The organism is Cupriavidus sp. GA3-3, assembly GCF_000389805.1.
Taxonomy (GTDB): Bacteria; Pseudomonadota; Gammaproteobacteria; order Burkholderiales; family Burkholderiaceae; genus Cupriavidus; species Cupriavidus necator_D.
In genome coordinates, this window is sequence record NZ_KB944461.1 from 543581 (window position 1) to 562972 (window position 19392).

Genomic DNA, 19392 nt, shown 5'->3' on the forward strand with positions numbered 1-19392 from the left:
TTTTTTATTGCCCGCGCAACGGCTTACGACTCGTCCGACGGCGGCCGCTCGTACGTGACGAACGCATAGTCGAAGCCATTGGCCTCCGAATGATGCGTCTCGCGCGCGGTCTCCACCCATTGGGTGCGGTCGATCGCCGGGAAGAAGGCATCGCCTTCCACATCCGCATCGATCTCGGTCACCACCAGCCGGTCCGCGCATGGCATGGCCTCGGCGTAGAGCTGCGCGCCGCCGATCAGGAAGATCTGCTCCGCGCCCACGCACAGGCGCTGGGCATCTTCCAGCGAGGCCGCCACCTCGGCGCCCTCGATGCGCAGGTCCGGGTTGCGGCTGACCACGATATTGCGGCGCCCCGGCAGCGGGCGGCCGATCGAGTCCCAGGTCTTGCGGCCCATGATCACGGGCGCGCCCATGGTGGTGCGCTTGAAGTGCGCCAGGTCTTCCGGCAGGCGCCACGGCAGCGTGTTGTCGCGGCCGATGGTGTTGTTGCGGGCGCGGGCGACGACCAGTGTCAGCAGCGTCATACGGCCACCGGTGCCTTGATGGCGGCGTGCGACTGGTAGCCGGCCAGTTCAAAGTCTTCGTAGCGGTAGTCGAAGATGCTGTCGGGCTTGCGCAGGATCTTCAGCTGCGGCAGCGCCAGCGGCTCGCGCGCCAGCTGGGTCTGCACCTGCTCGAAATGGTTGTTGTACAGGTGGCAGTCGCCGCCGGTCCAGACGAAGTCGCCCACTTCCAGCCCGGTCTGCTGCGCCATCATGTGGGTCAGCAGCGCATAGCTGGCGATATTGAACGGCACGCCCAGGAAGATATCGGCGCTGCGCTGGTAGAGCTGGCACGACAGCCGGCCATCGGCCACGTAGAACTGGAAGAACGCGTGGCAGGGCGGCAGCTTCATGCGCGGGATGTCGGCCACGTTCCAGGCCGACACGATCAGGCGGCGCGAATCCGGATTGGCGCGGATCTGCGCCACCAGGTCGGTGATCTGGTCGATATGTCGGCCGTCCGGCGTCGGCCACGAGCGCCATTGCGAGCCGTAGACCGGGCCCAGTTCGCCGTTCTCGTCGGCCCACTCGTCCCAGATGGTGACGCCGTGCTCCTGCAGCCAGCGCACGTTGGTCGAGCCCTGCAGGAACCACAGCAATTCATAGATGATCGACTTCAGGTGCAGCTTCTTGGTGGTCACCACCGGGAAGCCTGCGCGCAGGTCGAAGCGCATCTGGTAGCCGAACACCGAGCGCGTGCCGGTGCCGGTGCGGTCGGCCTTGTCGGTGCCATGCTCGTACACATGGCGCATGAAGTCGAGGTACTGTTTCATCGGCGCGGGGCGGGATCGGGAGTGACGCGGGTACTGGTCCCGCAAAGCTGGCATTTTAAAGCAAAAGGGCCATCCCTCAGGATGGCCCTTCAGAGGCATGGCCGGGGCGGGTGCCCCGGCCATGCCTGGCACGGCTTGCCGCCTTAGTGGCTGCCGGCCGGTTGCTGCACGCGGCGCTTCTGCACCAGGTAGCCGGCGCCCAGCACGCCGCCGACGATCAGCACGTACAGGCCCCAGTTGACCACCGGGTTGGCTTCGAAGAACGCCTTGATCATCGGCTCGTGCACGATCATCTTGACTGCCGTGAACGCCAGCACGCCTGCGCCCAGGTAGATGATGATCGGGAAGCGGCTCATCAGCTTGAGCACCAGGCTCGAGCCCCACACCACGATCGGGATGCTGATCAGCAGGCCCAGCACCACCAGCAGGAAGCTGCCGTGCGCGGCGCCGGCCACCGCCAGCACGTTGTCCACGCCCATCACCGCGTCGGCGATGATGATGGTCTTCATTGCGCCCCACAGGGTCGAGGCGCCCGAGCCGTGCCCCTCGCCGTCGCCTTCGTCGGACAGCAGCTTGTAGGCAATCCACACCAGCGCCAGGCCGCCGATCAGCATCAGCCCCGGAATCTTCAGCAGCCAGACCACCCCGATCGTCATGGCCGAGCGCACCACCACGGCGCCGACGGTACCCCAGATGATGGCCTTCTTCTGCAGGTGGGCGGGCAGGTTGCGCGCCGCCAGGGCGATCACGATGGCATTGTCTCCAGCCAGCACCAGGTCAATGACGACGATGGACAGCAGTGCCGTCAGGAACTGCATCGTGAACAGATCGGTAAACCACTCCATGAACTCTCCTCAGGGTACAAATCAGCGCAAGTGCGCGTATCGGGTTCGCCTGGTTTCACGTAGCACGGGAGCGTGGGGGCGCCTTTGCAAACCATGAAGTCCAGGTTGCAAAGGTCTTGCTCGACCACTGGCGCGGTATGCACGCCGGTAGTCAGCACAACCGGGGACAAGGGTCCCGGAATGACGATTGTGCTAAGGGCATGGGCCCCGGAGCTACTCCCCTTTGAGGGACACGACCCGTTTCGGGGCCGCGCTGGGCGGGATTATAAACGAACTGCAAGGGATATGCCCCATTAGGAAAGATACTGACTCAAAGTTCTTGATGTGCTGCGTGCGGCGCATCCGGCGATCGGCGGTGCGCGATCCGCCGGATGGGCCTATCCTTTAGGTTCGGCTTCGCCCGATGCGTCCCGGACGGCACAGGGAGGCGTTGCGGAGACCGGCGCGCACGACATGCACAGCGCGGCCTTGGGGAATACGCAGTGAAGCAGTGACCATTCGCGACCACACAAGGAAACGACATGCCGGCTGTCCCGAATCCGCCGAATACCCCCTTCCAGAAAAAAGCCCCGCAGACACCTCTCCCACCCCTGAACCACCACAACGGCCATGCGGCCGCACCGCCCGCCCTGGTCGCGCTGGCCAATGGCCGCGCGCACCGGCAGCCGCCCCAGCCGGAGTTCGTGCAGCAGTACCGCGAGGACAGCGGCGCGCTGCGCGAGCAGGTGCTGGCCGGGCTGCGTGCCGGGCAGGCCGCCATCAGCCCCAAGTTCTTCTACGACGTGCTGGGCTCGCGCCTGTTCGAAGCCATCACCGACCTGCCAGAGTACTACCCGACCCGTACCGAGGCCGCGATCTTTGCCAGCGCGGCGCCCGCCATCGCCGCGCGTGCCGGCAGCGGCTGCGTGCTGGTGGACCTGGGTGCGGGCAATTGCGAAAAGGCTGCCAGGCTCTTTGGCACCCTGCGCCCGGCGCAGTACGTGGCGCTGGATATCTCCATAGAGTTCCTGCGCGCGACGCTGTCGTCGCTGCAGCAGCAGCATCCCGACATCCCGATGCTGGGCCTGGGCGCCGACCTGTGTGCGCCGTTCGATCTGCCCGCCAACGTCAGGCGCGGCAGGCGGCTGTTCTTCTATCCGGGCTCGAGCATCGGCAATTTCGCCCCGGTCGAGGCCCTGGCGTTGCTGCAGCGCATGCGTGGCGCGGCCGGGCGCGGCGACGGCGTGCTGATCGGGGTCGACCTGCACAAGGACGAAGCCACGCTGGTGTCTGCCTATGACGATGCGCTGGGCGTCACCGCCGCGTTCAACCGCAACGTGCTGCGCAACGTGAACCGCATCGTCGGCACGGATTTCTCGCTGGACGACTGGCGCCATGTGGCGAGCTTCGACCGCGCGGCCTCGCGCATCCAGATGCACCTGCAGGCTTGCCGCGACGTGCGCGTGCAGTGGCAGGGCGGCGCGCGCGAGTTTGCCGCCGGCGAACGGATTCATACCGAGGACTCCTACAAGTACCGCCCGGAGGACTTCACGCTCTTGCTGGAAGCCGCCGGGTTTGACGACCCGGTGTACTGGACCGACCCGAGCGGCTGGTTCGCCGTGTTCCACGCGCGCGGCTGATCCGCCCGCGCGGGCGCCATCCGGCGGGGATGGCAGGTAGTGTCATAATGACCGCGGCCGGCCTGGCGTGCGAGCGCCGGGCCAGCAGTTGCCTGCTTCGGTCACTGCCTGTCCACTGTTCACTCCCCTGCACGGACTTTCCCGATGAGCGGCTTTCCCATGCTTCCCGATCTCTACTTCACCGGCGGCAAGGCGACCTGGTCCGACCCGCGCCGGCTGCCGCGTGAAGGGCTGGCGCAGGCGCTGGTCGATGCGCGCAACCGCACGCTGGCGTGGCTGGCACCGTTCGGGCAGACGCGCCGCGCCTGGGACGTGCCGCATCAGTACGATGCCGATCCGCCGTTGTGGACGCTCGGGCACGTGGCCTGGCATGCGGAGTGGTGGTGCCTGCGCGGCGTGCGCCAGGTGGACCGCGGCGGCGTGCCGGTGCCGGTGGCATCTGAGCCGTCGCTGCTGGACGGCGCCGACGAGTGGTTCGACCCGGACCGCATCGGCCCCGACGAGCGCTGGGAGGTCACGCTGCCCGACGTCGCGGTGGTCAAGCGCTACGCCGGCCACGTGCTCGACGGCGTGCTGCGCCGGATTGCGCTGCTGGCCGACGACAGCGACCTGACCCTGTACCCGTACCGCCGCGCGCTGCTGCATGAGGATGCCCAGGGCGAAGGCGTGGCCGCGCTGTTGCAGGCGCTGGGCATGGCTCCCGCGGAGGCCATCGGCGCCGGTCCGGTGCAGCCTGCGGGGCATGGCGGCACCCTGCATTTCCCGGGCGGTCGCTTCACACTCGGCTGGAGCGATCCCGACGGCTTTGCCTGGCCCGATGAGCTGCCGCCGCAGCCCACCTACGTGCCCGCGTTTGAAATGGACATGGCGCCGGTCAGCAACGCGCAGTTTCTCGAGTTCGTCGAGGACGGCGGCTACGAGCACCCGGCGTGGTGGTCGGCAGCGGGGCGCCAGTGGCTGATGACGCAGGAACGCTCGGCGCCGCGCTACTGGTCGCGCCATCCGGAATCGCGCGCCTGGATGGTGGAGCGCTTCGGAACGCGGCGCACGCTCAATCCGGATGAGGCGGTGCGCCATGTCACGCTGTACGAGGCGCAGGCGTGGTGCGTGTGGGCGGGGCGGCGCCTGCCGGCGGAATCGGAATGGGAGCTTGCCGCGACGCAGAACCGCGGCCTGCAGTGGGGGACGCTGCGTGAGTGGACTGCCACGCCCTATGAGCCGTACGCCGGGTTTGCCGCCGCGCCGTCAGACAGCGAGGTGGTGGGGCGCTTCGGCACGCACCAGGCGGTGCGCGGTGTGTCGTTCGCCAGCCCCGCGCGGCTGCGCCATGTGCGGGCAAGGTGGGCGCGGTTGCCGGAGGACGACCTGTCCTTCATCGGCTTTCGCACCTGCGCGCCGTAGCGGGCTGTACGCGACAACAAAAAAGAGCACCCGAGGGTGCCCTTTCTTCTGCCTGGTAGGTGCGCTTAGCGCACCACCGCATCAACGCTCGTAGCGCGAACGGCTGTTGCGGTTGCCGCTGCCATTGCCGCCGAAACTGCGATTGCCGTCACGGTTGCCGTCGCGGTTGCCGAAGCTGCGGCCGTCGCCGTTGCCACCGGTGTTGCCACGATAGCCGCCGCCAGTGCGGTCGCCGAAGCCACCACGGTTGTTGTCGCCAAAGCTGCGGGGGGCGGCGCCGTCGCGGTTGCCGAAACCACCGCGGTTGTCGTCGCCGAAGCTGCGGCCACCTTCGCGGTTGCCGAAGCCACGCGCACCGTCGTTGGCGCCGCGGTAGCCGGCGCCCTGGCCGCCCTGGCCCTGGCCACGGTAGCCGCCTTCACGATTGCCGAAGCCGCCGCGGTTGTCGTCACCGAACGGGCGTGCGCCTTCCGGGCGGTTGCCGAAGCCGCGGCTCTCGCCGCTGAACTTGCGCTCGCCGAAGCCGGTGCGGCTTTCGCCGCCGCCGAACTTGCGGTCGCCGAAGCTGCGTTCGCCGCCACGGTAGCCGCCGCCATTGCCGCGGAAGTCACCACGGCCGCCACCCGGCTTGCCGCCGAAGTTGGAACGCGGCTTGGGCGAACGGCGCGGCTCCAGGCCTTCGATCACCGAAGCGTCGATGCGCTGGTTGGTGAAGCGCTCGATGCGCTTCCACTGGAACATGTCGTTGTGGTTCACCAGGTTGATGGCGGTGCCCGAGCGGCCCGCGCGGCCGGTACGGCCGATGCGGTGCACGTAGTCCTCGGCCTGCTTGGGCAGGTCGAAGTTCACCACGTGGGTGATATCGGGCACGTCGATGCCGCGCGCGGCCACGTCGGTGGCCACCAGCACGCGCAGGTTGCCGCGGCGCAGCGCGGTCAGGGTGCGGTTGCGCGCGCCCTGGGTCATGTCGCCGTGCAGCGCGCCGGCCGAAAAGCCGGTGTCGGACAGGCGCTCGGCCAGCGAATCGGCATCGCGCTTGGTCGCGGTGAAGACGATGGCTTGCTTGAGCGTCGCGTCGCGCAGCAGGTGGTCCAGCAGGCGTTCCTTGTGCGACATGTCGTCGGTGAAGTGCAGGCGCTGCTCGATATGGCTCTGGTCGGCGCGGGCCGCGGCGATCTCGATGCGCTGCGGGTCGCGCAGCTGGCGCGAGGCCAGCTGGGCAATGCGCGCATCCAGCGTGGCCGAGAACATCAGCGTCTGGCGCGTGGCCGGGGTGGCATTGACGATGGCGTCGATGTCGTCGGCAAAGCCCATGTCGAGCATGCGGTCGGCTTCGTCGAACACCAGCATCTGCAGGGCCGACAGGTCGATGCGGCCGGCGTCGATATGGTCGAGCAGGCGGCCCGGCGTGGCCACCAGGATGTCAGGCATCTTGGCCAGCGCGGCCAGCTGCTTGGGGTAGGGCATGCCGCCCAGGATGCTGGCGCAGACGATGCGGCGCAGGTTGCGGCCGTACTTGGCGGCGGCCTCGGTCACCTGCAGGGCCAGTTCGCGCGTCGGGGTCAGCACCAGCAGTGCGGGCTGCGCCGGCGACGGGCGCGGGCGCTTGCCCTTCATGCGCTTGGCGGGCTCGGTCGCGCGCTGCGGCGCCGGCATTTCGCTGATGCGCTGGATCGCGGGCAGCATGAACGCGGCGGTCTTGCCCGAGCCGGTCTGGCTCGAGACCAGCAGGTCGCGGCCGGCCAGGAAGGCCGGGATGGCCTGGGCCTGCACCGGCGTGGGCGTGTTGTAGTTCAGTTCGGAGAGGGCGCGCAGGATGGCCGCATCGAGGCCAAGCGTGGCGAAACCGCTTTCCACGGCCGGGGCTTCTTCAACTGCCGGGCTGGGGTTGAGCAGGGCGTCGAGCTTGTCGAGCGGGCTCTGGGCAGCGTCGGAAGTGATCGAAGCGTCGGTCGCGGAGGCAATAGCTTGCTCCGCACGAATGTCGTGCTGGGTCATGTCGGAATGGTCAAATAAATGCATGGCACCCCGGCAAAGCAAAATGGGGTGGGCGCAGTGCAAAGTCTTAAAAAGGCTTCGGCGCCAATCGGTGAGGCCGTTACGACAGACACAGCTGGCAGTACGGCGGCAGGCAGGGCGGTGGCTGGTCCCGCTAGGCGGTCCGGCCGTATCCCTGGCAGGCAAACAGCTCAGGTTTCAGGCTGTTCAACAGGATCGGAGACGAGGCGACGTCAGGTGAGCGGTGCGTTCTGCTGGGCGGCTGGGGCCATGAAGTGATGACTAGGCGTCCGGCAGCGAGGAAACAGAGCTTGGGAGGGCAGCGGATTCGCCGCGGCAGGAAGCCGGGCGTTTGGCGGATCTCACAGTTGCGAAACTCACGGCGCGGATTATAGCAGAGTACGGAATTTTTGTTGCACTGCGAAAACGTAACCGGATATGTCAGGCGCTCGTCACCTTCCGGACGCGCCCCGCGCCACGCTGGTTGAAAGCCGAAAACCCCCGCCTATACTGGAGGCGCGAGCACACAGGATGCCCGCACGGGGCGGACGAAAACGCTCCCGCTTGACCTCCTGCAGCGGCATTGGGCCGCTGTTCGCGGCGAGCACTGCGGTCATTGACTCCACGCGCCAGACTTCCTGCGACTCTCCGGGTGGTCCGGATGGGCGTCCGCTTCATGCATCATGGGCGGAATCATGGGAAGCCTGCCTGGAACAGAATGACCGAACTGCTGACCGCGTGACCCAGGTGGTCCGGGCCCGTCCGCATCCAAAGCCCGCCAGCGATGGCGGGCTTTTCATTTGGCGGTTGTGGTTGCGGTTCAGTCTTCTGCATCCTTGCCAGCGGCCTTGCGCGGCAGCCGCCCTAGCGGCTGCTCCTGCGGCATCACATGGCGGTTGCCCGGCAATCCGCCCGGGTAGTCGACGATGCGCGCGGCGCCCTGGCGCCGCAAGCTATGCCATGCCTGGCCGCCGGCGGTACGCCCGCCGCCCAGGATGGCGGTCATGGCCTGCCGGTCGAGATCCATGCTGTCGGGCAAATCCTTGATGACGATCACTGCCATGGCTGTCTCCGGTCAAGCGGCGCCACGGCCATGCGGCCGCGGAACCGCTTCAGTATAGGCGAGGCGGTCCGCGGTCTTGCCCGCCGGACCGCCGCGCGGTGCGCTCAGATGGCGGCGCAATTGCCGGCCCATCGGGAGGTACTAACGCAGGGAATGTGCCAACGCCGTTGCCGGCCCCCGCCAGGCACGCGCAACTGCCTGAAAGCATGGGGGATTTATTTTCGATGTCGGCTCGCGCCCGCTGGCTGTAAGGCCTGCCGCATGCCGCGGGTGACGGGCCGCAGGCAACAGCCGGCGTGCTGGTGTTGGCGCGGCCGCGACAGTGGCGCGCTACAGGTGACGCGATTCGCAAAGAGCGCCCGCGCGCCGCGTTGCACGCCGGCCTCGCGCGGTTTGCGCATGCCATGGGTGCGCACTAGTATCCATCTCGAAGGCAGGGCATATCTGCACTGTGGGATGGGCCGTGCCAGCAACCATGTCGGGGCATCCCGTGGCCAGTCTCAAAGAACTGATCCGCAAGTTCCAGAACGGCGGTCTCTCCGACGACGAGTTTGTTGCGTCGTTCGAAACGGCGCTGGCGCAGGATCCCACCACGCCCAGCCAGGCCGCGCGCGTGGTCATCGAGGAAAACACGCGCTTCCCGTTCCCGCCCGCGGTCTATGCCGAAGTCATGCGGCGCATCGAGCGCCGCGGCGCCACGCAGTACGACGGCGCCACCGAGGCCACGCGCCTGGCCGGCACGCAGACGGGCTCGCTGTATGCGACCTCGCCCGAGCCGGGCACGCTGCCGCAGGCGGCGCATACCAAGGGCGTGGGCGATACGCTGAACGGCCGCTTCGTGCTGGAAGAATGCCTGGGCGTGGGCGGCATGGGCACGGTCTACAAGGCGCTCGACCTGCGCAAGCTGGAAGCCTCGGACCGCAAGCCCTATATCGCCATCAAGGTGCTGAACCTGCAGTTCAGCGGGCACCCCAAGTCGCTGATGGCGCTGCAGCGCGAGGCGCGCAAGGCGCAGACGCTGGCGCACCGGAATATCGTCACCGTCTATGACTTCGACCGCGACGGGCCGGTGGTCTTCCTGACCATGGAATACCTGTCAGGCTCTTCGCTCAACCATGTGCTCAAGGCCCCGGGCTTCACCGGCATGCCGATGGCGCGCGCCATGTCGATCATCAACGGCATGGGCAATGCGCTGGCATACGCGCACGAGCGCGGCTTCGTGCACTGCGACTTCAAGCCCGCCAACGTCTTCCTGACCGCCAACGGCGAGGTCAAGGTGATCGACTTCGGCATCGCGCGCGGCTTCCTGCCGCCGGCCGACGAGTCCGACCGGACCGTGTTCGATCCCGGCTCGCTGGGTGGCATGACGCCAGCCTACGCCAGCCCGGAGATGTTCGACCATTGCGAGCCCGACCCGCGCGACGACATCTTTGCGCTGGCCTGCGTGACCTATGAACTGCTGACCGGCAAGCATCCCTACCAGCGGCTCTCGGCCAACCAGGCGCGCGATGCCGGGCTCAAGCCGGCGCAGCCGCCGCAGTTGAGCCGCACGCAGTGGAAGACCCTGCGCGAGGCGCTGTCGCTCGACCGCGAGACACGCACGCCCACCGTCGCGCGCTTCCTGCATGGCATGAGCGCGGTGCCGGTGGTGTCCACGCGGCGCCCCTCGCCGCTGATGGCAGGCGGCGCGCTGGCCGTGCTGGCGGGCGTGTCGGCGATCGGCTACTACGCCTGGCATTCGCAGCGCCAGGCCGAAGCACCGGCTGGCGATGCGCGCGTCGAGGCCCCGGCTACCCCTGTGCCCGCAGCGCCGGTCATCCCGCCCGCACCGGCTGCCCGCCCGGCGGTGCTGTCGATGGCCGACGTCACGAAGATGCTGGCTGCGGTGCCGTGCTCGCTGCTCACCGCCACCCAGCAGGCGCAGACGTTGCGTGTGCGCGGCTTCCTGGCCGAGAGCGTCGGCGCCGTGCGGCTGCGCGAGCAGCTCAGCGCGTTGCCGGGCGTCAAGGAGCTCAAGGGCGTGTCGATCGACACCCAGCCGCTGGCCGCCGACAAGTGCGACGTGGCCACCCTGATCGCGCCGTACTGGTCGGGCCACCGCGAGGGTGACACGGCTTCGTCGCTGCGGCTGCGCGGCCAGGGCACGCAGCTGACCGAGGGTTCTCCGCTGGTGCTGGATCTGCGCACCCCGGCGCGCGACTCTTATGTCTATGTCGACTACTTCGCGGCCGACGGCAAGGTGGCGCACATGGTGCCGAGCGCGCGCGTGCCCGCCCACCAGGCGCCGCCCGGCCATGGCGCCACGGTTGGCGACGGTGGCGACTGGATCATCTCCAGGCCTTTCGGCACCGAGCTGGTGGTGTTGCTGACCACGCCTGCGCCGCTGTTCGAGGGCCGGCGCGCAGAGGTCGAGTCGCACAAGGACTACCTGAAGGCACTGGAAAAGCCGCTGGCGCAGATGGCACGCACCTATGGGCGGGACCGCATCAGCGCGGACCTGGTGCAGATCTCCACGCGCGCGCGCTGATTGCTGCCACCTGGCCGGCTTGCCAATTGCGCCAGCCGCTACTTCATGTCGCGCGCCACGCGAAAGCCGTTCTGCGACTGCCGCACGCTGGGGCTGTACTTGAAGCGCGTCGACGACACCATGTAGCTCGCCCCTTCGCGCCAGGAGCCGCCGCGGATCACGCGTGCGCCGCACGCGTTCTCGTTCCACACGCGCCCGTCGGCGGGCGCGCCCTTGTATGAGCTGTGCCAGCAATCGGCCACCCATTCCCACACGCTGCCGTTGACGTCGTGCAGGCCGTACGGGTTGGCCGCGAACGTCCCGACCGCGGCCGGCGCATCCTGGCTCCACGGGTCGCCGCAGTCCTTGCAGTTGGCATTGCCCTTGCGCATCTGGTCGCCCCACCAGTAGGCACTGGCGGTGCCGCCGCGCGCTGCGTATTCCCATTCCGCCTCGGTGGGCAGCCGGTAGGCCTTGCCGGTGGTCTTGCTGAGCCAGGCCACGTACTGCTGCGCGTCGTCCCAGCTGACATCACGCACCGGCGCGGTCTTCGGGCTGTCGGCGACGGTAGGGACGCGCTGGCAGCCGCCGGCGTCGGCGCAGGCATTCCATTGCTCGACCGTGACCTCATAGCGGCCGATGGCAAACGGCTGGCCGATGGTGACGTGATGCGGGGGCTTCTCGGCGGGATCGCTGGCACTGCTGCCCATGGTGAAGCTGCCCGCCGGCAAGGAAACCAGCACCGGGCAGGTCGGGCAATCGCGGATCTCGCCGGTGCGCAATGTGGGGCTGACCGCGCCGCCCGCCGCCGTGCCCGGGCGCGGCGATGCAGTTGCCGGTGGCGCAGCAGGCGGCGATGCCGGACGCGCTGCCGCGGCGGGCGCTGGGGGCCGCGTGACCTGGCCCGCGGCAGAGGTGCCGGAGCGGGGCGGCGGGGCGGGCGCGGGCGCCTGGGCCTTGGGTGCGGAGGCGGACGCCGCCAGCCGCTCCAGGCGCGCCCTGGCCAGCACCGCGAAGCGTCCGTTGGGGTACTGCTTCAGGTAGGCCTCGTAGTCGCCGGCGTAATTGCTGTTCTTGATCGATTCCCAGAAGCTCAGCTCGTACTGCTCGTCGGTGTTCTTGGGCATGATGCCGGCGAGCAGCAGCGGTTCCGTGGCCGCGGGGCCTGCGGCAGCGGCGGCCGCCTGCGCAGGCGGCGGCGCGCCGGCGAGTATCGCGGCCATGGCGGCCATGGCGGCCGCGCATACGACTGGTAGATTGCGCCACATCTTCACACCTCGCTGGAGCCGCGGCGATCCCGCTGCATGCCGGTAGCTGCCGGCACATGCGTCGGGGGCGCATTGTGGTGTTGCCGAGACGTCGACCGGGCTTGCTTCAAGATAGCACAGCGCTTGTGTCTCCGGCGGGGCATTGCCATGCCGCCGCGACGCGCCGGGTTCGCTTTTTCCGGGCTTGCGACCTAACCTGAATGACGAATCGCCGAGCGCTGACCAACAAGCAACAAGAATGGGCTTTCGGGACAACGTGATCGGGTTTCGGACTGTTTCCGGGAGGCGCCGCGTATGTCCAGACGATTCCTGTTCCGCCTGCTGGCGGCTGCCACCTTGGCCGCTGCGCCGTCGCTTTCGCTGTCGACGGCAGCCCCGCCCAATGCCGAGGCCTACATCATCTGGCCGCACGATGGCACGGTCATCAGCGGCGGCAAGTTGTGGGTGCGCATGGGCCTGCGCAATATGGGCGTCTGCCCCAAGGGCGTCGAGTCGCCGCGCTGCGGGCACCACCACCTGCTGGTCGACACCGAGCTGCCGCCGCTGGACAAGGAAATCCCTTCGGACAAGAACCACCTGCACTTCGGGGCGGGCGAGACCGACGCGCGCATTGAGTTGCCGCCCGGCAAGCATACGCTGCAGTTGCTGATGGGCGATGCCAAGCACGTGCCGTTCGAGCCGCCGATCTATTCGAAGAAGATTACGATCACGGTGAAATAGCGGTGCAGCGCGCGCCGCGGAAGCCGAACCAGGTCGATCAGGAAACAGGGGAGAGCACCATGTCCAGACTACTTGCCGCGGCTGTCTTTGCCGCCAGCCTGCTGCTGTCAGCGGTGGTGCAGGGTGGTTCGACGCCGGCGCCGCCCAACGCCTACCTGTATATCGGCTGGCCCAACGACGGGCAGACGATGCCCGCGGGCAAGCCATTCAAGGTGTGGTTCGGGCTGCGCAATATGGGGGTGGCGCCGAAGGATGTGAAGTATCCCAATACCGGGCACCATCATCTGCTGATCGATGCGGATCTGCCGCCGATGGACAAGGAAATCCCCAACGACCGCAATCACCTGCATTTCGGGGCGGGGGAGACCGAGACCATGATCGAGCTGCCGCCTGGCAAGCATACGCTGCAGCTTTTGATGGGGGATGACAAGCACATTCCCACCAACCCGCCGGTCTATTCGAAGAAGATCACGATCTACGTGAAGTGACCCGGACCTTGCGGTGACGGCGGCGCGCGTGTGCCGCCGTTTTTTTTTGCGCCGGCTCCGCAAGTGTCGCGTGCCATCCAACACCGACGCGCGATCTGTTGGTTGCGCCCCGCCAGTACGCCGTGACGCCAGCTCGCCGCGCATCCGCGGCCGGCGCCGGCTGCAATGAAAAACCCCCGTGTTTACAGGCACTTCCGTGATCCGCGCGGGCATGGCGCTGGAGCTGGCACGCTCCCTGCTGTTGTCCTTTCCAACCCGATGCTCGAGACCAACCCATAGACAACACCTCCCGCTGACCCCATGCATATCGGGGTTGGTGCGCGCGTCCGCGCGCACCACAATACAGACAGACTTCGCGGCCCCGGCATGCCATGGATAACTCAAGTGCATCCCGCCCGCCGCCGTCGCACGCAGGAACCCATCGTGCCCGAATCCATCATTGCCTCGCCCGGGGTTACGTCGACCGCCGCGCCGCACCGTACTGCCTGGCTGACCGCGCTGGCTGTCTGCACGGCGCTGCTGGCAGGCTGCGCCGACTTCCGGCCGCCGGTGTACCAGCGCCCGGAAACCCCGGCCAAGGCCGAATGGACGCGCCAGGGTTCGATTACGGTGTCGCCGGCCGAAGCGGTGCAGCCCAACTGGTGGCACGGCTTCAAGGATCCCTACCTGAACAAGCTGATCGAACAGGCACTGGGCGGCAACTATGACATCAAGGTGCTGGCGGCGCGCATCCGCGTGGCCAACGCGCAGATCGGCGAGGCCCGCGCGGGAGCGCTGCCCGTGATCGGTATCGGCGCCAGCGCGAACTTCCAAAAGACCACCGGGCAGAAGTCCACTACGATTTATAACGCCGCCGCCCAGCTGAACTGGGACATCGATATCTGGGGCAAGGTCGAGAAGGGCGTGCAGGCGCAGACCGCCGAGTTCAACGCGACCGAGGCCGACTGGCGTGCCGGCTACCTGACGCTGGTGTCCAATGTATCGACCACTTACTTCCAGATCCTGCAGTTCGACGAGCAGATCGAGCAGCAATCGCGCACCGTCGCCAAGAACGGGCAGATCCTGTCCACCTTTCAGGCGATGTACCAGAACGGCCTGGTGCCCAAGATCCGCGTGATGCAGCAGCAGGCGGAAATCAACCGTCTCAACAAGGACCTGCTCGAGCTGCGCCGTTCGCGCGATGTCGCCGAAAACGCGCTGGCGACGCTGGTCGGCGTGCCCGCGGGCAATCTAAAGGTTCCGGCAGGGCGCCTGCAGGACCGCGTGCAGCCGCCCGCGGTGCCGGCCGGGCTGCCGTCGCAGCTGCTGGCGCGCCGTCCGGATGTGGTGGCCGCTGAATACCGCGTGCTGGCGGCCTACAACATCGTCGGGCAGGCACGCCTGGCGCAACTGCCCACCATCAGCCTGACCGCGAGCGGCGGCACCGCAAGCTTTGCGCTGAGCTCCCTGCTCAAGTCCTTCACCTTCGGCTTGGCGCCCAGCATCAACCTGCCGATGCTCGATCCCAACGTGCGGGCGCGCGTGAAGACCACCGAGGCGCAGGTGGGCGTGGTGGAAAACGAATATGGCCGCACCGTGATGACCGCGTTCGAAGAGGTGGAGAGCGCGCTGGTCAACGTCGACGCGCACAAGAAGCAGCGCATCGAGTTGCAGCAGCAGGTTGAGCAGCTGCGCGTCGTGTCCGCGCAGATCGAGGCGCAACTGAAGGAGGGCGTGGTCTCGCAGCTGGAAGTGTTTGAGACCGAGCGCTCGCTGCTGGCCGCGCAACTGCAGTTGTTGGCGGTCCACCAACAGATCCTGGCCGACACCGTCACCCTGTACAAGGCGCTTGGCGGCGGCTGGCCCGATACCGATGTGCGCAACGCGGCCTCGAATCCAACGCAATAAGTGCTGCCAGAGGTTCCTTGGCGGTGTTCATGTGATACCGGCGTAAGCAACGCGTTGCGCAACGCGTCCATAGCCCTGGCCGCTTGCCCCGCTGCATGTGCCGCTCCCGTGCCAACCGCGCGTCCCGCGCCCGATTGACTAGCCTTAGCCGTCGCCTACTATGTTCTTAGTCGCTTCACTCCCCTGGCCTGCCGCCGCGGCAGCCGCGCTGTTGGCTCGCTGGAAACATGGCTCCTGACGAAGCACTGATCATGGAAATGCCGGTGAAAATGGCCCAGGGATTCACGCGGGAGTTCTCTCACGATCTGGCGCAGGAATTCGATGTATTCCTGACGCCCGTCGCGCGCCCCGAGCTGGGCGAAATCCGCATTGACGAAGACCTGTTCGCCGTCGGCCGCAGCGAGCTGCCGTTCGCCACCTACCCGGAAGACCTGGCCGCGCCGCTGTCGCGCCGGCATGCGCGCATCTTCGCCGAGCATGGCGCGGTTTATGTGGCGGATCTCGGCAGCAAGAACGGCACGCGCGTGAACGGCGCGGCGGTGGCGCGCCAGCCGGCGCAGCTCAGCGACGGCGATGAGGTGGCCTTCGGGCCCGCGCTGTCGTTCCGGGTCCGGCTGTTGCCGCGCGCGCCGCAGCCCGAGCCGCCGCGGGTGGCGGTGACGCTGGTGCCCGAACGCGGAGATGTCGGACTGCAGCCGCTGCACGTGGACGGCTTCCCGTACCTGATCAGCAAGGCCGACGATGCCTTCGCGCGCTACCGCGACAGTTATCCTCAGCAGGTCAACTACCTGTCGAGGCGCCACGCGCACGTGTACCTCAAGGGTGGCGTGCCGTTCGTTGAGGACCTGGGCAGCACCAACGGCACCTTCGTCAACGGCAAGCGCCTGGCAGACCACGGCGTGCCGCTGGACGACGGCGACCTGATCGCCTTCGGCGGCAACCACTTTGTCTACCAGGCGCAGGTCCAGCGCACGGGCGATGGCGATGCCACCGCGACGCGCTCGATGCTGCAGCCCGTCGCCGCGGCACCGGACACGCCGGCCGCTTCCCCGGCGCCGGCCGCGCGCGACGAGGATGACCGCACCACCTTTGTCGGTGCGGCCGATTCCTTCCTCGACATCTTCTGCGTCGACTACGCCGCGCAGCAGGACGACGAGGTCAACGCCGAGGCCGAGGCACAGGCCGCGGCGGCCACTGCGGCGCACGACGGCGCGCAGGCACGCCGCAAGCGCGGACGTGCCGCGCTGTTGCTGGCGGAGGGCGCCAGGCTGTTCGGCCTGGACGATCCCGCACGCACGCGGCGCGCGGCGCGATGGGGTGGCGCGTTGCTGTTGCTCGCAATACTGGCGGGCGCGGCCGTGTACTGGCGCGGTGCGGCGGAGCGCGAAGTGCAGGCCTTATTTGCCGCCGGCGATCACGCCCGCGCGGCGCAGGCCGCCGACGATTACCTGGCGCGTCATCCCGACGATGCCCAGGTGCAGGCCCTCGGCGCCGAGGCACTGATGCGCGCTTACGTGCCCGATTTTGCAGCCAGGCTGAAGGCCGGTGATGTCAGCGGCGCCGATGCCGCGCTGGCCCGGATGCGCAAGCCCAGTGCGCACAACGCCGATGCGCGGCCGCTGGTGGCCGAGCTCGACTGGATCGGCCGGCTCGAACGCTTCACCGCGCAGCGCGGCGCCGACGCGCCGATCCGCCTCTACACCGATGAGGCTCCGATCCGGCAACTGCTGGCGTACTGGAACCAGGACACTACCGCGCACCAGCGCGCACTCGGGCGCATCGCGGCCGATGTGCCGGCGTTCCGCGATCTCTATGCCGATGCGCTCAGTGATGTGCGCCGCCTGCAGAATGATGCCTCGGTCTACCTGGCGGCGATCGACCGGCTGAACGCCACCATCGCTGCCGAACTCGGCCGCGACCGCCCGGAGGCGTTGCAGCCGGTCATCGCCGAGTACCGCGAGAAGTATCCGCGCCTGGCCGGGCTGGACCGCGTGCAGTCAGACCTGGACCGCTACACCGCGCTGATGCAGGCACTGCGCGCGCGCCGGCCCGGGCCGCTGGTGGCGCGGCTCGCCGACAGCCGCTTCGCCACGCCGCCGTTCCAGGCACAGTTCAACAACCTGGCCGCGCGCCTGCCGCCGCCGGAGATGGTGCGTCAGTATGCCAGTGCGGCCAGGGCGTGGCAGCAGGGCGACAGCGCCGCTGCGCTGGCGGGGATCAAGCAGATCAGCGGCGGACCCTGGGCCGACGACCTCGCGCGCGACCTGTCGCACAAGCAGAAGGTGGCGGCGCAGTACGCCGAGTTGCAGTCCGCGCGCGGCAGCAAGGGCTATGAGGACCGGCTGCTGGGCTTCTACGCCATGCTCGATGCCGAAGAAGACGGCCACTTCGCCAAGGCGGTCGAGGCCGACGTCAACGGCGTGCGCGACAGCGCCCTGCGGCGCGCGCGGGAGCTGATGGGCAGCGCCGTCGCCGCATGGAAGCAATACCGCAGCAATGGCGTGATCGGCAGCGAACAGCGGCTCGAGCCCGGCATCTCGCCCAGGTTCCGCGCGCAGGCCCGGTTGCTGTCGCAGGCGCAGGGAGACGCGCGCCAGGGCATGCGCATCTTTACGCAACTGCGCGCGGGGGAAAGCGCCGACCTGGCACAGCTCGCCAAGATCGAGGAAGAGATCCGCGCCGAGGCCGACCAGCAGCGGCGCGCGCTGCACGAATTGCGCACCGTGCTCGATCCCGCCGTGCTCAAGACCAAGCTGGAACTGATCGGCGGTGAAGACACCGGCAAGGCGCCGGAGCCAGCCGCTGCTGCCGCGGCGCCACAGCAAGCGGGGCAGCCATGAAGGACGATGCCCGACAGGGCGGCCTCAAGCCACTCTCCGAGGCGCTGGAAGACCACAGCGCCGAGGGCGTTGGCCTGTTGAGTGCCGAGCCGTCGCGCCTGGGACTGCTGACCATCGTCACGACCTTTGCACTGGTGTTGTGCGGGCTGGTGTGGTCCTTCGTCGGGCATGCCGATGTCATTGTCACGGCGCAGGGCACGCTGGCGCCGGAATCCGAGGTGCGGCGCTTCTATGCCCCGGTGGACGGCGAGCTCGCCGACCTCTACGTGGCCGAAGGGCAGCCGGTGTCCAAGGACGACGTACTGGCGCGCCTGAATGCGCGCGGCGCAATCGAGGCCGCGGCCAATGCACTGGAGGCGCAGCTCAAGCTGGAAGACTCCGAGCGCGAGTGGAAGCAGTTCCCGGACAAGAAGGCGCTGATGGAACGCCGGGCCGCGGCGCTCAAGCAGCAGATCGACGTGGCCACGCGCCAGCACGAGACCCGCATTGCAGAAGGCACCACGCGGCTTGCCGAACAGCAGCGCGCCCAGCTGCAGGAAGCACGCAGCAACCTCGAGAACGCCCGCCGCGCGCGCGAGTTCGCGCGCCAGGAGCAGGACCGTTATGCGCGCCTGCTGGCGCTGCCGGGCGGTGGTGGCGTTTCGCAGTCGCAGGTTGACACCAAGCGCGCCGCGGCGCAGGACGCGGAGAACAACCTGCGCGTGGCGCAGTCGCGGCTGAGTGAACTGGATGCGCGCCTGGGCCGCGAACTCACCCAGGCCAGTTCCGAGCTTGAAAGCAGCGGCCAGGACCTGGCCGGGCTGCGCGTGCAGTACGAGGCGGCCCTGCGCGAGATTGCCAACACCGAGGACAAGCTGCGCCTGCAGGTGCAGACCGCCCGCCTGGTGGCAGACGCGGCGGCGCGCATCCGCTTCGAGAACATCGACAAGGACAACTTCCTGCTGATCCTGGCGCCGGTGTCGGGCGTGATCACCGATGTCACCTCCACCCAGCGCGGCGACAAGGTGCAGGCCAACACGCCGCTGGGGGGCATTGCGCCCAAGGATGCGCGCCCGGTGGTCAAGATCGTCATTGCCGAGCGCGACCGCGCCTTCCTGCGCGAAGGCCTGCCGGTCAAGCTCAAGTTCAGCGCCTTCCCGTACCAGCGCTACGGGATCATAGAAGGAACGCTGGAATTTATCTCGCCCGCCACCAAGCCGGGGCCGGACAAGCAGCCGGTCTACGAGGGCCGTGTGCGCCTGGCACGCGACTACTACGCGGTGTCCGACAACAAGTATCCGTTGCGTTACGGCATGACCGCCACGGCAGAGATCGTTGTGCGCGAACGTCGCCTGATCGATCTGGGGCTTGACCCCTTCCGTGAGGTGGCAGGGTAGCGCAGCCGGGGGGAAACACGAAAACAGCCGATCTGGACAGCCCGGTGCGCAAGCGCAGGGGCCGTC

At 68.2% G+C, this 19392-nt stretch carries 14 protein-coding genes; 8 read left to right on the plus strand and 6 right to left on the minus strand.

The window, feature by feature from the left end; translation table 11 throughout:
• Positions 1 to 23: 23 nt before the first annotated feature.
• The 3 genes from C265_RS05200 to C265_RS05210 all read right to left on the minus strand — a co-directional run bounded on the left by C265_RS05200 (position 24) and on the right by C265_RS05210 (position 2160).
• A complete protein-coding gene (locus C265_RS05200; RefSeq protein WP_010813610.1) occupies positions 24 to 524 on the minus strand; it encodes a dihydrofolate reductase in 501 nt (166 codons plus the stop codon).
• Positions 521 to 1315: a thymidylate synthase gene (locus C265_RS05205; protein WP_010813609.1), complete on the minus strand. Its 795-nt coding sequence runs from the start codon at positions 1313 to 1315 to the stop codon at positions 521 to 523. Before C265_RS05205 ends, C265_RS05200 begins: the two co-directional genes overlap by 4 nt.
• Positions 1316 to 1458: 143 nt before the next feature.
• Positions 1459 to 2160: a TerC family protein gene (locus C265_RS05210; RefSeq protein WP_010813608.1), complete on the minus strand. Its 702-nt coding sequence runs from the start codon at positions 2158 to 2160 to the stop codon at positions 1459 to 1461.
• 521 nt (positions 2161 to 2681) lie between these two features.
• On the opposite strand from C265_RS05210, the gene egtD reads away from it, so the two are divergent.
• Both egtD and C265_RS05220 read left to right on the plus strand, forming a co-directional pair.
• On the plus strand, positions 2682 to 3779 hold the full coding sequence (egtD, locus tag C265_RS05215) for an L-histidine N(alpha)-methyltransferase (RefSeq protein WP_010813607.1): 1098 nt from the start codon (positions 2682 to 2684) through the stop codon (positions 3777 to 3779).
• Positions 3780 to 3923: 144 nt separating this feature from the next.
• Complete coding sequence (locus tag C265_RS05220) at positions 3924 to 5180, plus strand: SUMF1/EgtB/PvdO family nonheme iron enzyme (RefSeq protein WP_010813606.1); 1257 nt, start codon at positions 3924 to 3926, stop codon at positions 5178 to 5180.
• 81 nt (positions 5181 to 5261) lie between these two features.
• Here C265_RS05220 and C265_RS05225 read toward each other — a convergent pair whose 3' ends face one another.
• Together C265_RS05225 and C265_RS05230 are read right to left on the minus strand one after the other, a co-directional pair.
• On the minus strand, positions 5262 to 7178 hold the full coding sequence (locus tag C265_RS05225) for a DEAD/DEAH box helicase (protein WP_010813605.1): 1917 nt from the start codon (positions 7176 to 7178) through the stop codon (positions 5262 to 5264).
• 820 nt (positions 7179 to 7998) lie between these two features.
• The gene (locus C265_RS05230; protein ID WP_010813604.1) at positions 7999 to 8241 is read right to left on the minus strand and encodes a hypothetical protein; all 243 of its coding nucleotides are present in this window, start codon (positions 8239 to 8241) and stop codon (positions 7999 to 8001) included.
• 475 nt (positions 8242 to 8716) lie between these two features.
• Here C265_RS05230 and C265_RS05235 point away from each other — a divergent pair, with 475 nt between their 5' ends.
• Positions 8717 to 10768, plus strand: a complete 2052-nt coding sequence (locus C265_RS05235) for a serine/threonine protein kinase (RefSeq protein ID WP_010813603.1) — start codon at positions 8717 to 8719, stop codon at positions 10766 to 10768.
• Between the two features lie 38 nt (positions 10769 to 10806).
• Here the strand turns inward: C265_RS05235 and C265_RS05240 are convergent, their stop codons facing one another.
• Positions 10807 to 12015, minus strand: a complete 1209-nt coding sequence (locus C265_RS05240; RefSeq protein WP_037023606.1) for a formylglycine-generating enzyme family protein — start codon at positions 12013 to 12015, stop codon at positions 10807 to 10809.
• A gap of 294 nt (positions 12016 to 12309) precedes the next feature.
• Here C265_RS05240 and C265_RS05245 point away from each other — a divergent pair, with 294 nt between their 5' ends.
• From C265_RS05245 to C265_RS05265, 5 genes are all read left to right on the plus strand, one after another.
• Entirely contained in the window at positions 12310 to 12735 is a 426-nt protein-coding gene (locus C265_RS05245; RefSeq protein ID WP_010813601.1) for a DUF4399 domain-containing protein, read from the plus strand.
• A 59-nt stretch (positions 12736 to 12794) separates the two neighbouring features.
• Complete coding sequence (locus C265_RS05250; RefSeq protein WP_010813600.1) at positions 12795 to 13223, plus strand: DUF4399 domain-containing protein; 429 nt, start codon at positions 12795 to 12797, stop codon at positions 13221 to 13223.
• Between the two features lie 366 nt (positions 13224 to 13589).
• Entirely contained in the window at positions 13590 to 15110 is a 1521-nt protein-coding gene (locus C265_RS05255; protein WP_210401215.1) for an efflux transporter outer membrane subunit, read from the plus strand.
• Between the two features lie 227 nt (positions 15111 to 15337).
• Entirely contained in the window at positions 15338 to 17950 is a 2613-nt protein-coding gene (locus tag C265_RS05260) for an FHA domain-containing protein (RefSeq protein WP_010813598.1), read from the plus strand.
• Complete coding sequence (locus tag C265_RS05265) at positions 17947 to 19326, plus strand: HlyD family efflux transporter periplasmic adaptor subunit (RefSeq protein WP_010813597.1); 1380 nt, start codon at positions 17947 to 17949, stop codon at positions 19324 to 19326. Before C265_RS05260 ends, C265_RS05265 begins: the two co-directional genes overlap by 4 nt.
• Positions 19327 to 19392 lie beyond the last annotated feature (66 nt).